This window comes from Aeromicrobium senzhongii (assembly GCF_014334735.1).
GTDB lineage: Bacteria > Actinomycetota > Actinomycetes > Propionibacteriales > Nocardioidaceae > Aeromicrobium > Aeromicrobium senzhongii.
The window spans coordinates 268,855-286,542 of sequence record NZ_CP060587.1; the positions used below are offsets into that span (position 1 = coordinate 268,855).

General features: G+C 70.6%; 20 protein-coding genes. 12 read left to right on the plus strand and 8 right to left on the minus strand.

The window, feature by feature from the left end:
- The first annotated feature begins 92 nt into the window (after positions 1 to 92).
- Positions 93 to 1,124 (plus strand): alpha/beta hydrolase, encoded by a 1,032-nt coding sequence (locus H9L21_RS01340; RefSeq protein WP_154596002.1) that lies wholly within the window; start codon positions 93 to 95, stop codon positions 1,122 to 1,124.
- 1 nt (position 1,125) lies between these two features.
- On the opposite strand, the gene mshD is transcribed toward H9L21_RS01340, so the two are convergent.
- Together mshD and H9L21_RS01350 are read right to left on the minus strand one after the other, a co-directional pair.
- Positions 1,126 to 1,917 (minus strand): mycothiol synthase, encoded by a 792-nt coding sequence (gene mshD / locus H9L21_RS01345; RefSeq protein WP_154596001.1) that lies wholly within the window; start codon positions 1,915 to 1,917, stop codon positions 1,126 to 1,128.
- Positions 1,914 to 3,341 (minus strand): carboxyl transferase domain-containing protein, encoded by a 1,428-nt coding sequence (locus H9L21_RS01350; protein WP_222865815.1) that lies wholly within the window; start codon positions 3,339 to 3,341, stop codon positions 1,914 to 1,916. The genes mshD and H9L21_RS01350 overlap by 4 nt, the downstream gene beginning before the upstream one ends.
- 73 nt (positions 3,342 to 3,414) lie before the next feature.
- On the opposite strand from H9L21_RS01350, the gene H9L21_RS01355 reads away from it, so the two are divergent.
- Positions 3,415 to 4,467: a mannose-1-phosphate guanylyltransferase gene (locus H9L21_RS01355; protein ID WP_255467128.1), complete on the plus strand. Its 1,053-nt coding sequence runs from the start codon at positions 3,415 to 3,417 to the stop codon at positions 4,465 to 4,467.
- Between the two features lie 3 nt (positions 4,468 to 4,470).
- Here H9L21_RS01355 and H9L21_RS01360 read toward each other — a convergent pair whose 3' ends face one another.
- A complete protein-coding gene (locus H9L21_RS01360) occupies positions 4,471 to 4,887 on the minus strand; it encodes a VOC family protein (protein WP_222865816.1) in 417 nt (138 codons plus the stop codon).
- A 28-nt stretch (positions 4,888 to 4,915) separates the two neighbouring features.
- A complete protein-coding gene (gene manA, locus H9L21_RS01365) occupies positions 4,916 to 6,127 on the minus strand; it encodes a mannose-6-phosphate isomerase, class I (protein WP_154595997.1) in 1,212 nt (403 codons plus the stop codon).
- A 24-nt stretch (positions 6,128 to 6,151) separates the two neighbouring features.
- Here manA and H9L21_RS01370 point away from each other — a divergent pair, with 24 nt between their 5' ends.
- Positions 6,152 to 6,910, plus strand: a complete 759-nt coding sequence (locus H9L21_RS01370; RefSeq protein ID WP_187411687.1) for an HAD-IIB family hydrolase — start codon at positions 6,152 to 6,154, stop codon at positions 6,908 to 6,910.
- A 23-nt stretch (positions 6,911 to 6,933) separates the two neighbouring features.
- On the opposite strand, the gene H9L21_RS01375 is transcribed toward H9L21_RS01370, so the two are convergent.
- Complete coding sequence (locus H9L21_RS01375; RefSeq protein ID WP_187411688.1) at positions 6,934 to 7,689, minus strand: winged helix-turn-helix transcriptional regulator; 756 nt, start codon at positions 7,687 to 7,689, stop codon at positions 6,934 to 6,936.
- A gap of 169 nt (positions 7,690 to 7,858) precedes the next feature.
- On the opposite strand from H9L21_RS01375, the gene H9L21_RS01380 reads away from it, so the two are divergent.
- The 5 genes from H9L21_RS01380 to H9L21_RS01400 all read left to right on the plus strand — a co-directional run bounded on the left by H9L21_RS01380 (position 7,859) and on the right by H9L21_RS01400 (position 11,642).
- Complete coding sequence (locus H9L21_RS01380) at positions 7,859 to 8,287, plus strand: TlpA family protein disulfide reductase (protein WP_154595995.1); 429 nt, start codon at positions 7,859 to 7,861, stop codon at positions 8,285 to 8,287.
- Positions 8,288 to 8,516: 229 nt separating this feature from the next.
- Positions 8,517 to 8,954, plus strand: a complete 438-nt coding sequence (locus H9L21_RS01385) for a DUF4395 domain-containing protein (protein ID WP_154595994.1) — start codon at positions 8,517 to 8,519, stop codon at positions 8,952 to 8,954.
- Positions 8,955 to 9,005: 51 nt separating this feature from the next.
- Positions 9,006 to 9,854, plus strand: coding sequence for a sulfurtransferase (locus tag H9L21_RS01390; RefSeq protein ID WP_154595993.1), 849 nt, complete (start codon positions 9,006 to 9,008; stop codon positions 9,852 to 9,854).
- Between the two features lies 1 nt (position 9,855).
- Positions 9,856 to 10,152, plus strand: coding sequence for a DUF1416 domain-containing protein (locus H9L21_RS01395; protein ID WP_154595992.1), 297 nt, complete (start codon positions 9,856 to 9,858; stop codon positions 10,150 to 10,152).
- A 170-nt stretch (positions 10,153 to 10,322) separates the two neighbouring features.
- Positions 10,323 to 11,642: a putative hexosyltransferase gene (locus tag H9L21_RS01400; RefSeq protein ID WP_222865817.1), complete on the plus strand. Its 1,320-nt coding sequence runs from the start codon at positions 10,323 to 10,325 to the stop codon at positions 11,640 to 11,642.
- A 172-nt stretch (positions 11,643 to 11,814) separates the two neighbouring features.
- Here H9L21_RS01400 and H9L21_RS01405 read toward each other — a convergent pair whose 3' ends face one another.
- A complete protein-coding gene (locus H9L21_RS01405; protein WP_369412432.1) occupies positions 11,815 to 12,282 on the minus strand; it encodes an adenylyltransferase/cytidyltransferase family protein in 468 nt (155 codons plus the stop codon).
- 73 nt (positions 12,283 to 12,355) lie between these two features.
- Here H9L21_RS01405 and H9L21_RS01410 point away from each other — a divergent pair, with 73 nt between their 5' ends.
- Positions 12,356 to 12,769 carry a CoA-binding protein gene (locus H9L21_RS01410; RefSeq protein ID WP_154595990.1) on the plus strand — a complete coding sequence of 138 codons (414 nt, stop codon included), beginning with the start codon at positions 12,356 to 12,358 and terminating at the stop codon, positions 12,767 to 12,769.
- Positions 12,770 to 12,772: 3 nt separating this feature from the next.
- Here the strand turns inward: H9L21_RS01410 and H9L21_RS01415 are convergent, their stop codons facing one another.
- Together H9L21_RS01415 and dtd are read right to left on the minus strand one after the other, a co-directional pair.
- A complete protein-coding gene (locus H9L21_RS01415) occupies positions 12,773 to 13,879 on the minus strand; it encodes an LCP family protein (protein WP_154595989.1) in 1,107 nt (368 codons plus the stop codon).
- A gap of 60 nt (positions 13,880 to 13,939) precedes the next feature.
- Positions 13,940 to 14,365 carry a D-aminoacyl-tRNA deacylase gene (gene dtd, locus H9L21_RS01420; RefSeq protein ID WP_154595988.1) on the minus strand — a complete coding sequence of 142 codons (426 nt, stop codon included), beginning with the start codon at positions 14,363 to 14,365 and terminating at the stop codon, positions 13,940 to 13,942.
- A 48-nt stretch (positions 14,366 to 14,413) separates the two neighbouring features.
- Between dtd and H9L21_RS01425 the strand changes: the two genes are divergently transcribed.
- The 3 genes from H9L21_RS01425 to H9L21_RS01435 are packed head-to-tail and all read left to right on the plus strand — an operon-like array spanning position 14,414 to position 17,611.
- A complete protein-coding gene (locus H9L21_RS01425; RefSeq protein WP_154595986.1) occupies positions 14,414 to 14,908 on the plus strand; it encodes a heme-binding beta-barrel domain-containing protein in 495 nt (164 codons plus the stop codon).
- Positions 14,901 to 15,827, plus strand: coding sequence for a CAF17-like 4Fe-4S cluster assembly/insertion protein YgfZ (ygfZ, locus tag H9L21_RS01430; protein ID WP_187411689.1), 927 nt, complete (start codon positions 14,901 to 14,903; stop codon positions 15,825 to 15,827). The genes H9L21_RS01425 and ygfZ overlap by 8 nt, the downstream gene beginning before the upstream one ends.
- Positions 15,827 to 17,611, plus strand: a complete 1,785-nt coding sequence (locus H9L21_RS01435; RefSeq protein WP_154595985.1) for a DEAD/DEAH box helicase — start codon at positions 15,827 to 15,829, stop codon at positions 17,609 to 17,611. The genes ygfZ and H9L21_RS01435 overlap by 1 nt, the downstream gene beginning before the upstream one ends.
- Positions 17,612 to 17,688: the final 77 nt, after the last annotated feature.

Genomic DNA, 17,688 nt, shown 5'->3' on the forward strand with positions numbered 1-17,688 from the left:
GCTTTCATGATGCGCCATCACGGGCCGGGCCGCCCGGTGAACACGCCGATTGCGTTGCGGGTGCGTCACACGGGGCTGCTACCTTCGCCCCCATGAGCGTCTCCAGGCGGGTCCGACGTGCTGCTGTGGCCGCGGTGGGAGCCGCTCCGCTCCCCCTCAAGAGGATCGTCTTCGGCGCCCCGATCCGCCGCCAGGACCTGACCCTGCATCCGGACATGCAGGCCATGCTGACGCTGATGCGGTTCGAGAACCCCGACCCGGCGGCGACTCCGATCAGTCGCCAGCGTCGCGACCTCGCGCGGGCCGATCGGCTCGTCGGCGGCGACCAGCCGATCGGCGCCGTCACCGAGCGGCAGATCGCCGGCGCCGGCGGCCCGATCCGGATGCGCTTCTACACGCCGCGCGACCTGCGTGGACCGTCGCCGGCCCTGGTCTGGTTCCACGGCGGCGGCTTCACCCTGGGCGACCTCGAGAGCCACGACTCGCTGTGCCGGTTCCTGGCCGAGCAGGCGATGGTGCGCGTCGTCGCGGTGGACTACCGGCTCGCGCCCGAGCACCCGTTCCCGGCCGCCGTCGACGACTGCGTCGAGGCGTGGACGTGGATCGCGCGCAACGCCTCCGGGCTGGCGATCGACCCCGACCGGATCGCGGTCGGCGGCGACAGCGCGGGCGGCAACCTCGCCACCGTCGTCGCCCAGGAGATGGTGCGCACGGGCGGCCCGTCCCCGCGGTTCCAGTTGCTGGTCTACCCGGTCACCGACTTCACGAGCGTCACGCAGAGCCGCCGCGAGTTCGCCGAGGGGTTCTTCCTCACCGACGCCCTGATGGACGAGTTCGACAACGCCTATCTCGTGCGTGGGGAGGATCGCTCGGATCCCCGGATCTCGCCGATCAAGGGCAGCCTCGAGGACCTCCCGCCGGCCCACGTGGTCACGGCCGGCTTCGACCCCCTGCGCGACGAGGGCGAGGCGTACGCCGAAGCGCTCCGTGCGGCCGGGGTGCCCGTGACGTCGGTCCGAGAGGAGCGACTGATCCACGGGTTCGCCACCATGGTCGGCTACGGCACTGCGGCGCCCGCCGCCGTCCGGCGGTTGGCGGCCGAGCTGCAGCGCGGACTCGTCTGACTCAGTCGGCCGCGTAGAGGACGTCGCGGGCCTTCTCGGTGAACCCGAGCCGGCGGTAGACCGCCAGGGCCGGGTCGTTGTCGCCCTCGACGTAGAGGTCGATCTCGCCGACGCCGCTGTCCCACAGGTGCCGCAGCCCGATGGCGGTCAGGGCCTTGCCGAGTCCGCCGCCGTGCGCCGAGGGGTCGACCCCGACGACGTAGACCTCCCCGACACCGTCCTCGACCTTCGTCCAGTGGAAGCCGACGACCTGCCCGTCGCGCTCGGCGACGAAGAGCCCCGCAGGGTCGAACCAGGACTCGGACCGACGCCGGTCGAAGTCGGCCCGGTCCATGGCGCCCTGCTCGGGGTGGTGGGCGAAGGCACGTCCGTTCACCGCCACGACCGCGTCGGCGTCGGCCTCGGTGAAGGAGCGCAGCGTGACGCCGGCCGGGACCGGCACCTCGGGCACGCCGCGGTCCGTCGTGGAGAGGACCAGCAGCGTTCGCGCCGCGCGCAGCCCGGCGGAGGCTGCCAACGCCTGCGCGCCCGGCAGGTCGCCGTGGGCCCAGAAGCGCGTCTCGCCGCGCTCGACGAGATCGTCCACGAGGGCACGGCCGCGGCCCTGGCGCCGGTACCGCGGGTGGACCACGAACTCGACGGGGGCGTCACCCACGGCGACCGCGCCCACGACCTCGTCATAGCGCTCGAGCCGCAGCGGGGCGCCGTCGCGCAGGGCGATCGTCGTCGCCTCGTTGAACGGAGCCACACCGTCGGCGGCGCGGGCCAGGTCGGCCAGGTCGATCAGGCTCATGGGTGCTCCCGCAGGACTCGTAGCTGATGGGCGACCTCGGCTGCCATGGCCCGGGCGAACGACTCCGGATCGTCGTCGTCGGGCTCGGGAACGAGGTGGTGGACGGCCCCCGACTCGTGCAGGTCGAAGGCACTGATGCGTTGCTCGATGGCCAGCTGCGCCGCATGGTCGACGTCTCCGAAGACGATCGCGCTGGCGCCCTCGGGCGGCAGGGGGGACAGCCAGGAGTTCTCGGCGGCGATCGTGCGGGTCGCCGGCAGCAGCGCCAGCGCGCCCCCGCCGCAACCCTGTCCCAGCAGGACCGAGACCGACGGGACCCGCATCGTCGACATCGAGCTGATGCACCGGGCGATCTCGCCGGCGATCGCGCCCTGCTCGGCCTCGGGCGACAGCTCGGCGCCGGGGGTGTCGATGAACGAGACCAGCGGCAGCCCCAGCTCGTTCGCCAGCCGCATCCCGCGCCGCGCCTCGCGCAGGGCGGCGGGGCCCATCGGCTTGATCCGGCTCTGGGTGGTGCGGTCCTGACCGATGACGACGCAGGGCTCGCCGTCGATCCGGGCCAGGGCGACGATCATCGCCGCGTCGCGTTCACCCCGCTCGGTGCCCTGCAGGCGGATGATCACGTCCGAGCCCCAGCGCAGGACCTCGCGGACACCGGGCCGGTCCGGGGTGCGGGTCAGCAGGACCGAGTCCCAGGTGTCGTGTCGGCGCGCGGTGGCCGCGGGCCGCCGCGACCGGCTGGACTCCGTGGGCGGGTCGATGAGGATCGACAGGGCGGTGTCGACCATCGAGGGCAGTTCCTCGGGCATCACGACGGCGTCGATGATCCCGCGGTTGGCGAGGTTGTCGGAGGTCTGGATCCCGGGTGGGAACGGTGTGCCGTTGAGCAGCTCGTAGACCTTCGGGCCGAGGAACCCGACGAGCGCGCCCGGCTCGGCGATCGTGATGTGACCCAGCGAGCCCCAGGAGGCGAAGACGCCACCGGTCGTGGGGTGGCGCAGGTAGACCAGGTACGGCAGTCCGGCGGCCTTGTGGTCCATCAGCGCGCGGGAGATGTCGACCATGCGGACGAACGCGGGCGTGCCCTCCTGCATGCGTGTGCCGCCCGAGGCGGTGGTGGCCAGCACGGGGATGCCCTCGGCGGTCGCGCGGCGCACCGCGCGGACGATCCGGTCGGCGGCGACCTGCCCGATCGATCCGGCCAGGAACCGGAACTCGTTGACCAGCACGGCGACCGGGCGGCCGCGCATGAGCGCCCGGCCGGTGATGACCGACTCGTCGGTGCCGGCACGCTCGGCGGCGGCCAGCAGGTCGGTGCGGTAGGGCTCGGGGTGGACGTCGTGGTCGACCGGCTCGTCCCACGACTCCCACGATCCGGGGTCGAGGACGAGGTCGATCAGCTCACGTGCGGTCAGGCGGGACACGGCACCCAGTATGGCGGTGACGGGGTCGCGGCATCGATTCCGTGGCGCACGGCGGACCACTACAGTGACCGCCGTGTCCTCCTTCCACGCCATCATCCCCGCCGGCGGGGCGGGAACGCGCCTGTGGCCGCTGTCGCGCCGCGCCCGGCCGAAGTTCCTGCTCGACCTCGAGGGGACCGGCCGGACGCTGATCCAGCAGACCTGGGACCGGATGCTGCCGCTCACGGGCACCGAGCGCATCCACGTCGTGTCGGGTGCCGACCACGGCAGCGCCATCGCCGCGCAGCTGCCCGAGTTGGTCAACCTGCTGCTCGAGCCGTCCCCCCGCGACTCGATGCCTGCCATCGGCCTGGCCGCCGCGATCATCGAGCGGGCCGATCCCGACGCGATCGTGGGCTCGTTCGCGGCCGACCACCGCATCCCCGACCCCGACCGCTTCGTCGAGGCCGTCCGCGAGGCGATCGCCGTGGCCGAGGAGGGCTACATCGTCACGATCGGGATCGAGCCGACCGAGCCCTCCACCGCATTCGGCTACATCGCCGCGGGCGATGCGCTTGACGGGTTCGCGTCGGCGCGCGCGGTGCGCAGCTTCGTCGAGAAGCCCGACGAGGACACCGCCCGCGGCTACCTGGCCTCGGGAGACCACGTCTGGAACGCCGGCATGTTCGTCGCCCGCGCCTCGGTCCTGCTGGACTCGCTGGCCCGGTTCCAGCCCGAGCTGGCGGCCGGACTGCGGGCGATCGCGGCGACCTGGGGCACCCCGGCGTTCGTGGCCGAGCTGGGCCGCACCTGGCCCACGCTGACGAAGATCGCGATCGACCACGCCGTCGCCGAGCCGGTCGCGGCCGAGGGCGGCATGGCCGTCGTGCCCGCGCCCTTCGGCTGGGACGACCTGGGCGACTTCGCCTCGATCGCTCCGTTGGGCTCGTCGCCCGACGTGCTGTGGGTCGACGCCGACGGCGTGGCGCGCGGTCGCGAGGGCGTGCAGATCGCCGTCCTGGGCCTGCGCAACGTCGCGGTCGTGCAGACCGACGACGCGGTCCTGGTGCTCGACCTGGCGCAGTCGCAGCGGGTCAAGGACGTCGTCGCTCTGCTCAAGGACGCCGGGCGCGACGATCTGCTCTGACGGTCAGGGCGCCGCTGGGTCGTCGTGCATCCACGGCGTGAAGCAGACGCCGATCAGGAGGCCGTCGGCCGACTGGAAGCGGGCCACGACCTGCTGCCAGGGCTCGGTGCGCGCCTCGTGCACGAGCCGGTAGCCGCGATCGGTCAGCTCGCGGGCCGCGTTCTCGACGTCGTCGACCTCGAACTCGATGGTGGCCTGCGGAACCGGGTGCGTGTCGGGCCAGGTGTCCTGGCCGAAGCAGGCCTGGGCGGCCTCGCGCAGGGGCCAGACGCCGAAGTGCTTGGTGCCCGCGACCTCCTCGGAGTAGACGTACTCGGAGTCCGGGTCGGTGACGGGAGGCCGCAACGGCAGTCCGAGGGTCTCGGCGAAGAGCCGCTGGTCCTGTGCCGGGTCGCTCGTGATGACGGTGACACCTGCCACGAATCGAACATCCATCGCCGTGGTCCGATCAGGGGATGGCGCGGACCGGTCGGTGGCCGACGAGGTCCTTGAGCTCGGAGTCCGGCGTGTTCGGTCCGGGCAGGTAGATCTGGGCGACCTCGCCCGTCCCCACCGCCGTGAGCTCGCCGTCCTGGGCGTCCGTGTAGATGGTCTCGCCACGACTGAGCGAGATCTTCTCGCCCTGCTCGTTGAGCACCTGGACGCCGCCACCGATGCACATGATGATCGAGTGGGTGGCCGAGATCAGGGAGACGCCGTCGGGATCGGCGGGCGAGACCTGGGTGACCGCGAGCGCGAACTCCTCGACCGCCGGGTGGTAGACCTCGGTCGAGAAGGACGGATAACCCGGCTCGACGCGCGCGACGCGCGACATGCCGGCCTCGAGGCAGCGGATCAGCCCGTCGGGGTCGAGCGCCTTGCGGGTCAGGCCCGCGCGCAGCACGTTGTCGGAGTTGGCCATGGCCTCCAGGCACAGGCCGGACAGATGGGCGTGGATGACGCCCGTGCCCAGGAACACCGCCTCGCCGGGCTGCAGGGTGAACCGGTTGAGCAGCAGGGACACCACGATGCCGACGTCGTCGGGGTGGTGGCGGGCGATCATCGCGGCGGTGCTGTAGGCGCGCTTGATGTCGACGCCGTCGTGGACCAGGGCCTTGCACTGGATCACCAGCTGGGCGATCTCGGCGGCCGGCGGCGGCGCGATCAGCAGGTTCTCGAGCACGCGGACGATGCCCTTGAAGCCGGTCTTGGCGCGCAGGGTCGCCGACGCGGCGTTGATCGCGGGCGAGTCCAGCTGCGAGAAGACGCGCAGGATCTCGGCCGTCGGCCGGAAGCCCACGAGCGTGTCGAAGGTGCTCAGCGCGTAGACCATCTCGGGCTTGTGGTTGCGGTCCTTGAAGACCCGCTGCGGCGAGTCGAGCGGGATGCCGGCGGCCTCCTCGCGCTCGAATCCCTCATGCGCCTCGGCGGCACCCGGATGCACCTGGATCGACAGCGGCTGCTCAGCCGCGAGGATCTTGAGCATGAACGGCACCTCGCCGGCGACGTCGGAGAGCGGCCTCAGTCCCGTGGGCGTCTCGATCTGTGACGGTGCCAGGGGATGGGTGCCGAGCCACATCTCGGCGACGGGCTCACCTGATCCTGTGCGCCCCAGAAAACGCGGAATGTCGCTGGTCGAGCCCCAGTCGTACGCCTGGGTCATGTTGTGCAGACGGCGCATGGCCCCAACAGTAGACTCCCTCGCGTGCCCGGACCCCAACTCGTCGCCTTCGATCTCGATGACACGCTCGCGCCGTCCAAGTGCCCCATCCCCGAGCCGATCGGCGAACTGCTGGTGCAGTTGGCCGAACGCGTCCAGGTCGCGGTCATCTCGGGCGGTCAGCTGACGCAGTTCCGCACCCAGATCGTCGAGCGCCTGCCGCAGGCCTCCGACGAGGTGAAGGAGCGGATCCACCTGCTGCCGACGTGCGGGACGCAGTACTACCGGCTCCGCGGCGACGAGATCGTCACGGTCTACGCGCACGCCCTGACGCAGGACGAGCGCGACCGCGCCCTGGCGGCCGTCGAGGCCGAGGCCAAGCGGCTCGGGCTCTGGGAGTCGCAGACGTGGGGCGACATCCTCGAGGACCGTGGCTCGCAGATCACCTTCTCGGCCCTGGGCCAACAGGCGCCGATCGAGGCGAAGACCGCATGGGATCCCGACGGTACGAAGAAGAGCGCCCTGCGTGACGCCGTCGCCGCGCAGCTGCCCGACCTCGAGGTGCGATCGGGCGGGTCGACGTCCGTCGACATCACCCATCGCGGGATCGACAAGGCCTACGGGATGAAGCAGCTGGCGGACGCCACGGGGATCAGCCTCGACGACATGCTGTTCGTCGGCGATCGGCTCGATCCGGACGGCAACGACTACCCGGTGCTGGCACTGGGGGTGCCCTGCCACGCGGTGGAGGGCTGGGAGGACACCGTGGCCTACCTCGAGGAGCTCATCCCCACGTTGGGCTGACCGGCGGCGCGGTCAGCCGGCGATCAGGCTCGGCCGCTGACCTGCTGGCGGGCGTCGCTCTGACGCTCTGCGGAGCGCTCGGCCGCGCGGTCACCGGGCTCGCGACGCGAGACGAAGCGGTAGCCGACGTTGCGGACCGTGCCGATCAGCGTCTCGTTCTCGGGGCCGAGCTTGGCGCGCAGGCGACGCACGTGCACGTCCACCGTGCGGGTGCCGCCGAAGTAGTCGTAGCCCCACACCTCCTGCAGCAGCTGCTGGCGGGTGAAGACGCGGCCCGGGTGCTGGGCCAGGAACTTCAGCAGCTCGAACTCCTTGAACGTCAGGTCCAGGACGCGGCCGTCGAGCTTGGCGGTGTAGGTGACGTCGTCGACCACGAGGCCGCTGGCGCTGATGATGTGGGTGTCGTCGTCGGACTTGTCGCCCTCGGCGGCGACGCGGCCCATGCCCAGACGCAGGCGGGCCTCGAGCTCGGCGGGGCCGGCCGTGGTGAGGATGACGTCGTCCATGCCCCAGTCGGCGGCGGCGACGGTCAGGCCGCCCTCGGTGAGGATGAGGATGAGGGGGCACTCGATGCCGGTCGTGCGGATCACGCGGGTCAGGCTGCGCACCTGCGCCAGGTCGTGGCGCCCGTCCACCAGGACGGCGTCGCACGTCGGTGCGTCGATGAGCGCGCTGGCTTCCGCGGGGAGGATCTTGACGTGGTGGGGGAGCAGGGCGAGTGACGGCAGCACCTCGACCGAGGACTGGGTGCTCTTCGTCAGCAGCAGCAGGTGGGACACGTGACTGGCCTCCTATACACGTCGAGGCCCCGATGAACGCATGGTGTTCATCGAAGCCTCATTGCTGCGTCGACCATACTTCATGTGACGTGGCTGTGACGACGGTGGCGCAGAATGCGAACGACGTCACATCGGTGTGACACGGCCGGGACGGCCGGGAGGAGACGAGATGACCGGGGTCCAGGTGCTGATCGGCGCGGTGGTGGTCGCCGGGGCGGCGGCGCTGCTCATGCGCTGGAAGAACGGGCGATTCTCGGTGGCTGCCGCCGACCCGCAGGACGACGGTGAGCGGCTCGATCCCGACGACCTCGGCGTGCCGCTGGGGGAGCGGGCCACGCTCGTGCAGTTCTCGAGTGCGTTCTGCGCGCCGTGCCGTGCGACGCGGCAGGTGCTGTCCCAGGTGACGTCCCTGGTCCCCGGCGTGGCCGCGGTCGAGATCGACGCCGAGGCGCAGCTGGATCTCGTGCGACGGATGAACGTGCTGCGCACGCCGACCGTCCTGGTGCTCGATGCGCAGGGCCGGGTCGTGGAGCGTGCCTCCGGTGCTCCCACCCGCGATCAGGTGCTGGTCGCGCTCGATCGCGCGTTCTCGCGCTGACGTCCCACCCGCGTGGCCATCTCGCCATGCGGACACCTGTCTTGCAGAGTGAGATTCAGGCGGGGTCGGGTCCGGCGAGGGCCCTAGTCTGACGCCATGTTCACGACACACCTGACCCGACGACGCGCGGTGGACAACTGCCGCACGCGTTCGGCGCTGTGTCGTATGCGCTGACCGTCTCGCCCTCGTTCGCCTTCGTCAGCCCCTCACTCCTGTTCGGAGAACCTCCATGTCCCACGACACCGTGGTCGACCCGCGTGCGCTCCGCTTCGGCGCGGCACTGACCTCTGCCGTCCTGGCTCTGGTCCTCGTCACGCCGTCGCCGGCCCGCGAGATCGTGCTGGGCGCGCAGACCGTCGTCTTCGCGCTGGGTGTGTTCGTCTCGCTGGGGGCCTCGCCGTGGTCCTGGCTGTTCCGCGCAGTCGTCCGGCCGCGGATCGGCGCACCGGACCGGACCGAGGACGTGCGGCCCTCGCGCTTCGCCCAGGCCGTCGGACTGACGTTCGCGCTGGTCGGACTGGTCGCCCTGCTGGCCGGTGCCACCACCGTCGGACTCGTCGCCGTGGGCTTCGCGTTCGTCGCCGCCCTGCTCAACGCCACCACGGGCTTGTGCCTGGGCTGCGAGCTCTACCTGACCACCCGCCGCCTCGCCAGAACCCTGGCCTGAGCGCCTGAGCCAACCGTCGCCACCATCACTTCGCAGAGGAAAAGGAACACCATGAGCCGCGAGACCGCACTCGTCACCGCCGACTGGGTCGAGGACCACCTGAACGATCCGAGCGTCGTCCTCATCGAGGTCGACGAGGACGCCGAGGCCTACGACAAGGGCCACATCCCCGGCGCGATCAAGCTGGACTGGAAGAAGGACCTGCAGGACGGCGTCCGGCACGACTTCATCAGCAAGGACCGCCTCGAGCACTTGCTGAGCGAGAAGGGCGTGTCCACCGACGACACCGTCGTCTTCTACGGCGGCAACAACAACTGGTTCGCCGCGTACGCCTACTGGTACCTGAAGTACTACGGTCACCAGAACCTGCGCCTGCTCGACGGCGGCCGCAAGAAGTGGGAGCTCGACAGCCGCGAGCTCACGGCCGACACCGTCACCCGCGAGGCCACGACGTACACGGCGCAGGAGCCGAACGAGGACATCCGCGCCTACCGCGACGAGGTCGTGGCGGCGATCGGCACGCAGAACCTCATCGACGTGCGCAGCCCCGACGAGTTCGCCGGACGCCTGCTGGCGCCCGCGCACCTGCCGCAGGAGGCCGCGCAGATCGGTGGCCACATCCCCACCGCCGGCAACGTGCCGTGGAGCAAGGCCGCGAACGACGACGGCACCTTCAAGAAGGACGAGGACCTCAAGGCCCTCTACTCCGACGCCGGCCTCGACGAGGGCAAGGACACGATCGCCTACTGCCGCATCGGCGAGCGCAGCTCGCACACGTGGTTCGTCCTGAGCGAGATCCTGGGCTACCCGAACGTCAAGAACTACGACGGCTCCTGGAGCGAGTACGGCTCGCTGCGCGGCGTGCCGGTCGCGGTCGGCGATGAGCCGGGGGAGGCCTGACATGTGCGGAGCGATCAAGGGAGGACCGAGCCTGGAGGGCGTCGACGTGACGAACCAGGCCGTCATCCAGGGCGTCGTCCTGCGCGATGAGCAGCCGGTCGGCAACGCGTACGTGCGCCTGCTGGACCGCAACGGCGAGTTCACCGCCGAGGTCCCCACGTCGGCCACCGGTCAGTTCCGGTTCTTCGCGGCCCCGGGCACCTGGACGCTGCGCACGCTCGCGCCGCGTGCCGAGGTCGTCGACTCGCAGGTCGTCGCCGCCAAGGGCTCGGTCGCGGACGTCGCGGTCGCCATCTGAGCTGACGACACGAGAGGCCGGGACCCCCTGGGGTCCCGGCCTCTCGTCGTCCCGCGAGCGTCTCGCGGCGCCTTCCGCCCGCGCCGTCGCGCCCGTATCCTCGGCGTCGGCACGTGTCGCCCGGCCTTGCGAGCACGGACCGCACGCTCCGGGACGAGCAAGGGAGAACCATGGCGCTGACGTTCGCGGACGAGTCGCAGGAGACCGAACCCTCGCGCGAGGCACGGCGGGTCTCCCCGGTCGAGCGGGCCGCCGTCCCGGGCGCGGCGATCATGACGGCCGCGACCCTGGGACTGATCCAGGTGTGGGCACTGGCCGGCTGGGCAGGTCAGAACGACAAGAGCCTCCACGACGTCATGATCAAGTGGGACGCGGGCTGGATGACCAAGATCGCCGAGTTCGGCTACTTCGGGTTCTCGGTGTCGCCGGATCCGCGGGAGCTGGTGCAGTGGCAGTCCGTCGCCTTCTTCCCGGGGTACCCGGTGCTGGTCAGGATCGTCTCGGCGCCGTTCGCCGTCTTCGGTGGTGAGAACGCGGCCTTCGCCGGGGCCCTGGTGGTGTCCGCGGCGGCATCGCTGGTGTTCGCCTGGGGCCTGGCCCGGCTGGCCGTGGATGTCTGGCAGCGCTCCGGCCCGGTGCCGCGCCGGGTCGTGTCGGTCAGGGCGCAGGCGGCCATGGCGGTCGCGGTCTGCGTCCTGGCCTTCGGCGCGCCGATGGCCTTCATCTACTGGATGCCCTACTCCGAGGCGCTGTTCAGCGCCTGCGTGGTGTGGACCCTGGTGATGGTGCTACGGCGGCGCTTCCTCGCCGCCGGGATGCTGACCCTGTGTGCCGGCCTGACCCGGCTCACCGTGGTCGCCGTGCTCCTGATGCTGTGCGCCGTGGCCGCCGTCGAGCTGTGGACGTGGGCCAGGAAGCGCGCCCCCTTCCCGGCGGCCGCGGTGTCAGCCCCGGTCGTCGGGAGCCTGGGCATCGCGGCCTACGTGGGCTGGGCGGACCGGCAGGTCGCCGACATCGGCGGGTACTTCGCCGCTCAGGAACGGGGGTGGAACTCCCAGTTCGACTTCGGCGCGGGGAGCTGGACCTGGATCCGTGAGCACCCCGTCGTCCGCGACCTGGGTGACCACAACGCCGTCGCCTACGTCCTGTCGAGCTGGATGATCGTGTTCGTGTTCGCCCTGTGCGTGGCCTCGCTGTGGCCGCTGCTGCGGGGATGGCTGCCGTGGCAGGTCTGGTTGACGGCCGTGCTCGTCGCCGGCAGCGTGCTGGGCTCGAACGGCATCATGCACGCGCGTCCGCGGTTGCTGCTGATGCCCGTCCTGTTCCTGTTACTGCCGTTCGTCATGCGCGCGGTGCAGTGGGCGGCGACGCCCGACCGCCCGGCGCGTGGGCGCCGCGGAGCTCTGTTGGCGGTCGCGGGGGTCCTGTGGTGCGCGTTGGGGTTCTGGGTCTTCGGCTGGATGACCGTCGAGTTCCAGTACGGGATCTGACCCCGCCCTCCCGAGATTTGCTCCTTTCTCCACCTTTCAACCGCGGTGAGAGGTGGAAATGAGAGCAAATCTCGGTGGCTACCTCGTGCTCCCCGACGGCGAGCGGACGGCGTTCGAGCTGGCTGCTGCCCGGGGCCGGCGACGCCCCCGGCCAACCCTCGGGAGGCGGCGGTCAGCTGAGGTCGCGGTAGTGGTCGAGCAGCCGCGAGAGGACGCCGAGCGCCTCCTGCATCTCCTCGATGTGACTCGGGTCCAGGACCCGCAGCATCTCCTTGAGGCCGGTGGTCGAGATGCCCTTGGTGCGCGGCAGGTACTCGACCCGGCACAGGTCGGACAGGTCGTCGAACTTGCCGGTCCAGTCGTCGCCCATCACGAACAGGTCGACCTGGTGCTCGACGATGTCGCGACGCTTCTGCTCCCACGACTCCTCGGGCAGGACGAGATCGACGCCCTTGATCGCGCCGACGATCTCGGCACGGTCGGCGTAGGGCACCACGGTGCTCTTGCCCTTGCCGGAGTTGAACTCGTCGGTGGAGACGCCGACGATCAGTCGGTCCCCCATGGAGGACAGACGCTCCAGCAGGCGCAGGTGGCCGATGTGGAACAGGTCGAAGGTGCCGTAGGTCAGGACGGTCGTCACGGACTCAGGATACGGACGTCCGGTGCGAGGGCGTCCGGCGGCGAATCCGGGCGCGTCGGGATACGTTCGGGCCATGACCGACTGGCAGGACCCTGAGGCCGTGTCCCTGATGTTGGACGAGCTCGAGACCTGGGCCGTGGTGGGGTTGTCGCCCAACCCGTCGCGCACCGCGTACTCGATCGCCCAGCTGTTGCAGCGCCGCGGCAAGCGCATCGTCCCCATCCATCCCGACGCTCCGACCGTGCTGGGGGAGCAGGGCTATGCCACGCTCGCCGAGGTGCCCTTCCCGGTCGACGTCGTGAACGTCTTCCGTCGCTCGGACCAGGCCGGTCCCTTCGCGGACCAGGCGGTCGAGATCGGGGCGAAGGCCGTGTGGTTCCAGCTCGGAGTCATCGACGAGGCCGCGTTCGACCGGACGATCGCCGCCGGCGTGCCGATGGTCATGGACACCTGCCCGGCGATCGAGTGGAACCGCCGCGCACGCTGAGGATCAGGAGACCTCTTCGGCGTCCGGCAGGACGTCGTCGGGGTACTTCTTGAGGTACTTGCCCATCTTGTCCTTGCCCAGGGCCGTGAACAGCTCGGCGAGCTTGTCCTGCTGCAGGACCACGACGCTGCCGTAGACCGGGATGGTCTCGGTGCCCTGGACCGGTGCGGTCATGAACGTGACGTCGTCGGTGGTGATGCCGCGCAACGACAGGGCCAGCTTCGCCATCGCCGTGCCGGACCAGCCCTCGTCGACCGTGAGGTTGTCGGTCAGCGCCGACACCGTCTTGGTCAGCTTGTTCGGGTTGGTCGTCACGCCCGAGCTGAGCATCTTGCCCATGAGGGCGCGCATGAAGTTCTGCTGGCGCTTGATGCGGTCGAAGTCGCCACCGGCCAGTCCGTAGCGCGTGCGGACGTAGTCGAGCGCCTTCTTGCCCTCGAGCGTCTGCTTGCCCGCGTTCCACTGGATCTTCTGCTGCGGGTCGTAGAAGGAGCGCGGGATCGTGACCTCGACACCGCCGACGGCGGACGACAGGTCCTTGAAGCCCGCCCAGTCGATGATCGCGAGGTGGTCCATCTTCAGGCCCGTGAGCTTCTCGACGGTGTTGATGGTGGCGACGGGGCCGCCCATGGCGAAGGCCGCGTTCAGCTTCTCCGAATGGGTCGTCTTGCCCTCGGCGTCGTAGATCGGGACGAGCGAGTCGCGCGGCAGCGAGACGAGGTAGACCTTCTTCCGATCGGCCGGGATGTGGACGATCATCAAGGTGTCGCTGCGGTACTTGCCGACGGGCCAGTCGCCGGAGGCGGCGTCCTCGGCGATCGTCGTGTTCTTGGGCTGACCCTTCTTGGGCTCACCCTTGTCCGAGCCGAGCAGCAGGACGTTGAGAGCCCGGCCCTCGTCGGGATCGGGGGCTTCCTTCGGGTTCAGCTTCACCGTCTCGACGTCGTCGAGCTTGCGCTTGAGATTCCAGGCGTAGGCGGCGCCGCCGACCAGGGGCAGCAGGACGATCAGCACGACCGCCCACACGACGGCGGGATGGCGCTGGCGGAAGGAACGACGGTTCGACGCACGGGATCCGGGTTTCCGGACCACCTCGGGTGCGTCACTCACCAGTGTTCTCCTCGTCGTCGACAACCTCCCCAGTATGACGGCCCATACTGAGAGAATCCCTCAGGAATCCAGCACCATCGTGACGGGTCCGTCGTTCACGAGGTCGACGGCCATGTCGGCGCCGAACACGCCGCGCTCCACCGGCACTCCGGCGGCCCCGACGGCGGCGCAGAACCGCTCGTAGAGCGGCTCGGCGACCGGACCCGGGGCGGCTGCTCCCCACGAGGGCCGGCGGCCCTTGCGGGTGTCGGCGTAGAGCGTGAACTGGCTGATCGCCAGGACACCGCCACCGGTCTCGTCGACCGACCGCTCGCCCGCCATGATCCGCATCCGCACGATCTTGGCCGCCAGTCGGTCGGCATCGTCCGGCGTGTCCTCATGGGTCACCCCGAGCAGGACGACCAGGCCGGGGCCGTCCAATCGGCCCACGACCTCGTCCTCGACCCGTACCTCGGCCCGGCTGACCCGCTGCACCACCGCACGCATGGCAGGAGCGTATCGGCGCCTTGGAGACCGGCCGATAGCATGGAACCCATGGCCTTCCAGATCCCCAGCGACCTCCACCCCGATCTGATGCCGGTGGCGTGGCTCCTCGGGACGTGGCACGGCAACGGCCGGGGCGACTACCCGACGATCGAGGCCTTCAGCTACGAGCAGGACGTGGTCTTCGCGCACGACGGACGGCCCTTCCTGCACTACTTCAGCCGCGCCTGGATCACCGACGACGAGGGCGAGCGGGTGCGCCCCGGTGCTCTCGAGACCGGCTTCCTGCGTCCGTCCGGCGAGGGCAAGGTCGAGCTCGTGCTCGCGCACCCGACCGGCTACGCCGAGATCTGGTACGGCGAGACCGACGGAGCCCGCATCACGCTGGCCACCGACGTCGTCGCCCGCACCGTCAGTGCGAAGGAGTACACCGCCGGCCAGCGGATGTACGGGCTGGTCGAGGGCGCGCTGATGTACGCCTACGACATGGCCGCCGAGGGCCAGCCGATGCAGTCGCACCTGTGGGGGAAGCTCGAGCGTGTCTAGCCCGCTGCTGAGCCGACCCGGCGCCGTCGAGGCCGAGGGACCCGATGCCGGCGTCGCCGCGCACTACGGATCGTCCTTCGCCGCCGAGCAGCGCACGCTGCTGTCCGGCGACGGCTTCGTCGACCTCTCGCACCGTGACGTCCTGCGCATCACGGGCCCGGACCGCCTCACCTGGCTGCACTCGCTGACGACGCAGTACCTCGAGGGCCTGGCCGTGGGCCGGTGGACGGACGTCCTGCTGCTCTCGCCGCAGGGCCGCATCGAGCACGACTTCAGTGGCCTGGACGACGGCGAGACCTTCTGGGCGCACACCGAGCCCGGCGCCGGCGCCGCCCTGACCGAGTTCCTCGACCGGATGCGCTTCATGTCGCGCGTCGAGGTCGCCGCCGTCGACGACCGGTTCGTCGTCGGCCGTTACGCCGGAGGTCTGGCCACCGAGTTCGTCCAGGACCTCGATGCCGTCCCGGGCACCCCGGTCGGCGTCTACGCGTGGGAGGCGCTGCGCATCGCCGCGGGCCGCCCCCGGTTCGGTCTCGACACCGACGAGCGCACCATCCCCAACGAGGTCGGCCTGCTGGGATCGGCCGTCCACCTCGACAAGGGCTGCTACCGCGGACAGGAGACGGTCGCCCGGGTCCACAACCTCGGCCGTCCGCCGCGCCGGCTGACCCTGCTGCACCTCGACGGCTCCGTCGACCACCTGCCCCCGCACGGCGCGGACGTCCTGCTCGGCGACAAGGTCGTCGGACAGGTCGGCAGCGCCGCCCGGCACCACGAGCTCGGGCCGATCGGCCTGGCTCTTCTCAAGCGCAACACCCCGGTGGATGCAACGCTCCTGGCCGACGGCGTCGCCGCCGCACAGGAGCCGATCGTCGACCCTGACGCAGGCCTGCACGTGCGGGCCGGATTGAACATGTGATGACCGAAGCCCCCTCCGAAACCCTCTCGTTCGACGACCTCGGCCTGGACGACTCGCTCGTCCAGGTCGTGCGCGCCCTCGGCTACGAGACGCCGAGCCCCATCCAGGCCCAGGCGATCCCGGCCCTGCTCCAGGGCGGTGACGTGGTCGGGCTGGCCCAGACCGGCACCGGCAAGACCGCCGCGTTCGCGCTGCCGATGGTGCAGCGCCTGGACCCGGGCTCCTCGCACACCCAGGCCCTCGTGCTGGCGCCCACCCGCGAGTTGGCCCTGCAGGTCAGCGAGGCCATCCAGAGCTACTCCTCCGGCACCGGACTGAAGGTCCTGCCGGTCTACGGCGGCCAGAGCTACGGCGCCCAGCTGTCCGGGCTCAAGCGCGGCGCCCAGGTCGTCGTCGGCACCCCCGGTCGCGTGATCGACCACCTCGAGCGCGGCTCGCTCGACCTCTCGGCCCTCGAGATGCTCGTCCTGGACGAGGCCGACGAGATGCTCAACATGGGCTTCGCCGAGGACGTCGAGCGGATCTTGGCCGACACCCCGGAGTACAAGCAGGTCGCGCTGTTCTCGGCCACGATGCCCCCGGGCATCCGCCGACTCGCGAAGAAGTACCTGCACGACCCGCAGGACATCTCGACCCCGCAGGCCACGCGCAGCACGACGAACGTGCGCCAGCGCTGGATGCCGGTCTCGCACCACAACAAGCTCGACGCCCTGACGCGCGTGCTCGAGGTCGAGCAGGGCGACGCCATGCTGATCTTCGTCCGCACGAAGTCGGCCACCGAGGAGCTCGCCGAGAAGCTGCGCAGCCGCGGCTACACCGTGGCGGCACTCAACGGCGACCTCGCCCAGGCCCAGCGTGAGCGCACCGTCGGCCAGCTCAAGAGCGGTGTCGTCGACATCGTCGTCGCCACCGACGTGGCAGCCCGCGGACTCGACGTCGACCGGATCACCCACGTGGTCAACTACGACATCCCGCACGACCCCGAGGCGTACGTGCACCGCATCGGCCGGACCGGCCGCGCCGGTCGTTCGGGCGATGCGATCGTGTTCGTCACCCCGCGCGAGCGCGGCATGCTCAAGTCCCTCGAGCGGGTCTCGGGCCGGCCGGTCGAGCAGATGGCCGTGCCGACCCCCGACGAGGTCAACGCCAAGCGCGCCGACCGGTTCGCCGCCTCGATCACCACGGCGATGGGCGACCCGGAATTCGAGGTCTACAAGGGCCTCGTCGAGCAGTACGCGCAGCAGCATGACGTCGACATGACCGACATCGCCGCCGCGCTGGCCGTCATGAGCCAGGACGACAAGGCGTTCTTCCTGCGCCCCGACCCGCCGCAGGAGAAGCGCGAGCCGCGGGAGCCGCGCGAGAAGCGTGAGCGCACCGAGCGCCCGTCTTCCGACGGCATGGCGACCTACCGGCTCGCCGTGGGCAAGCGTCACAAGATCCGGCCGTCGATGGTCGTCGGCGCGCTCGCGAACGAGGGCGGACTGAAGCGCTCGGACTTCGGCAAGATCACCATCGGTGTCGAACACACGCTCGTCGAGCTCCCGGCCGACCTGCCGGACGAGGTGTTCGACCTGCTGGCCAACACGCGGATCTCGGGCAAGAAGATCGACATCGCGCCCGATTCGGGCCGTCCCGGTGGCGAGCGGAAGAAGCCGTACTCCAAGCCGGCCGGCAAGACCTACTCCAAGGGCTCCGGGTCCTCCGGGTCGTACTCCAAGCCCGCCGGGAAGGGCAAGCCCGAGTCGGCCGGCACCAAGAAGCCGCGGCACAAGAAGGACTGACCGTTCACTGCCGTCCCACGGGACGTCGTCGCCTCCCTGGGGAAACTTCCCTGGGGAGGCGCTGGTTTACCACGGGA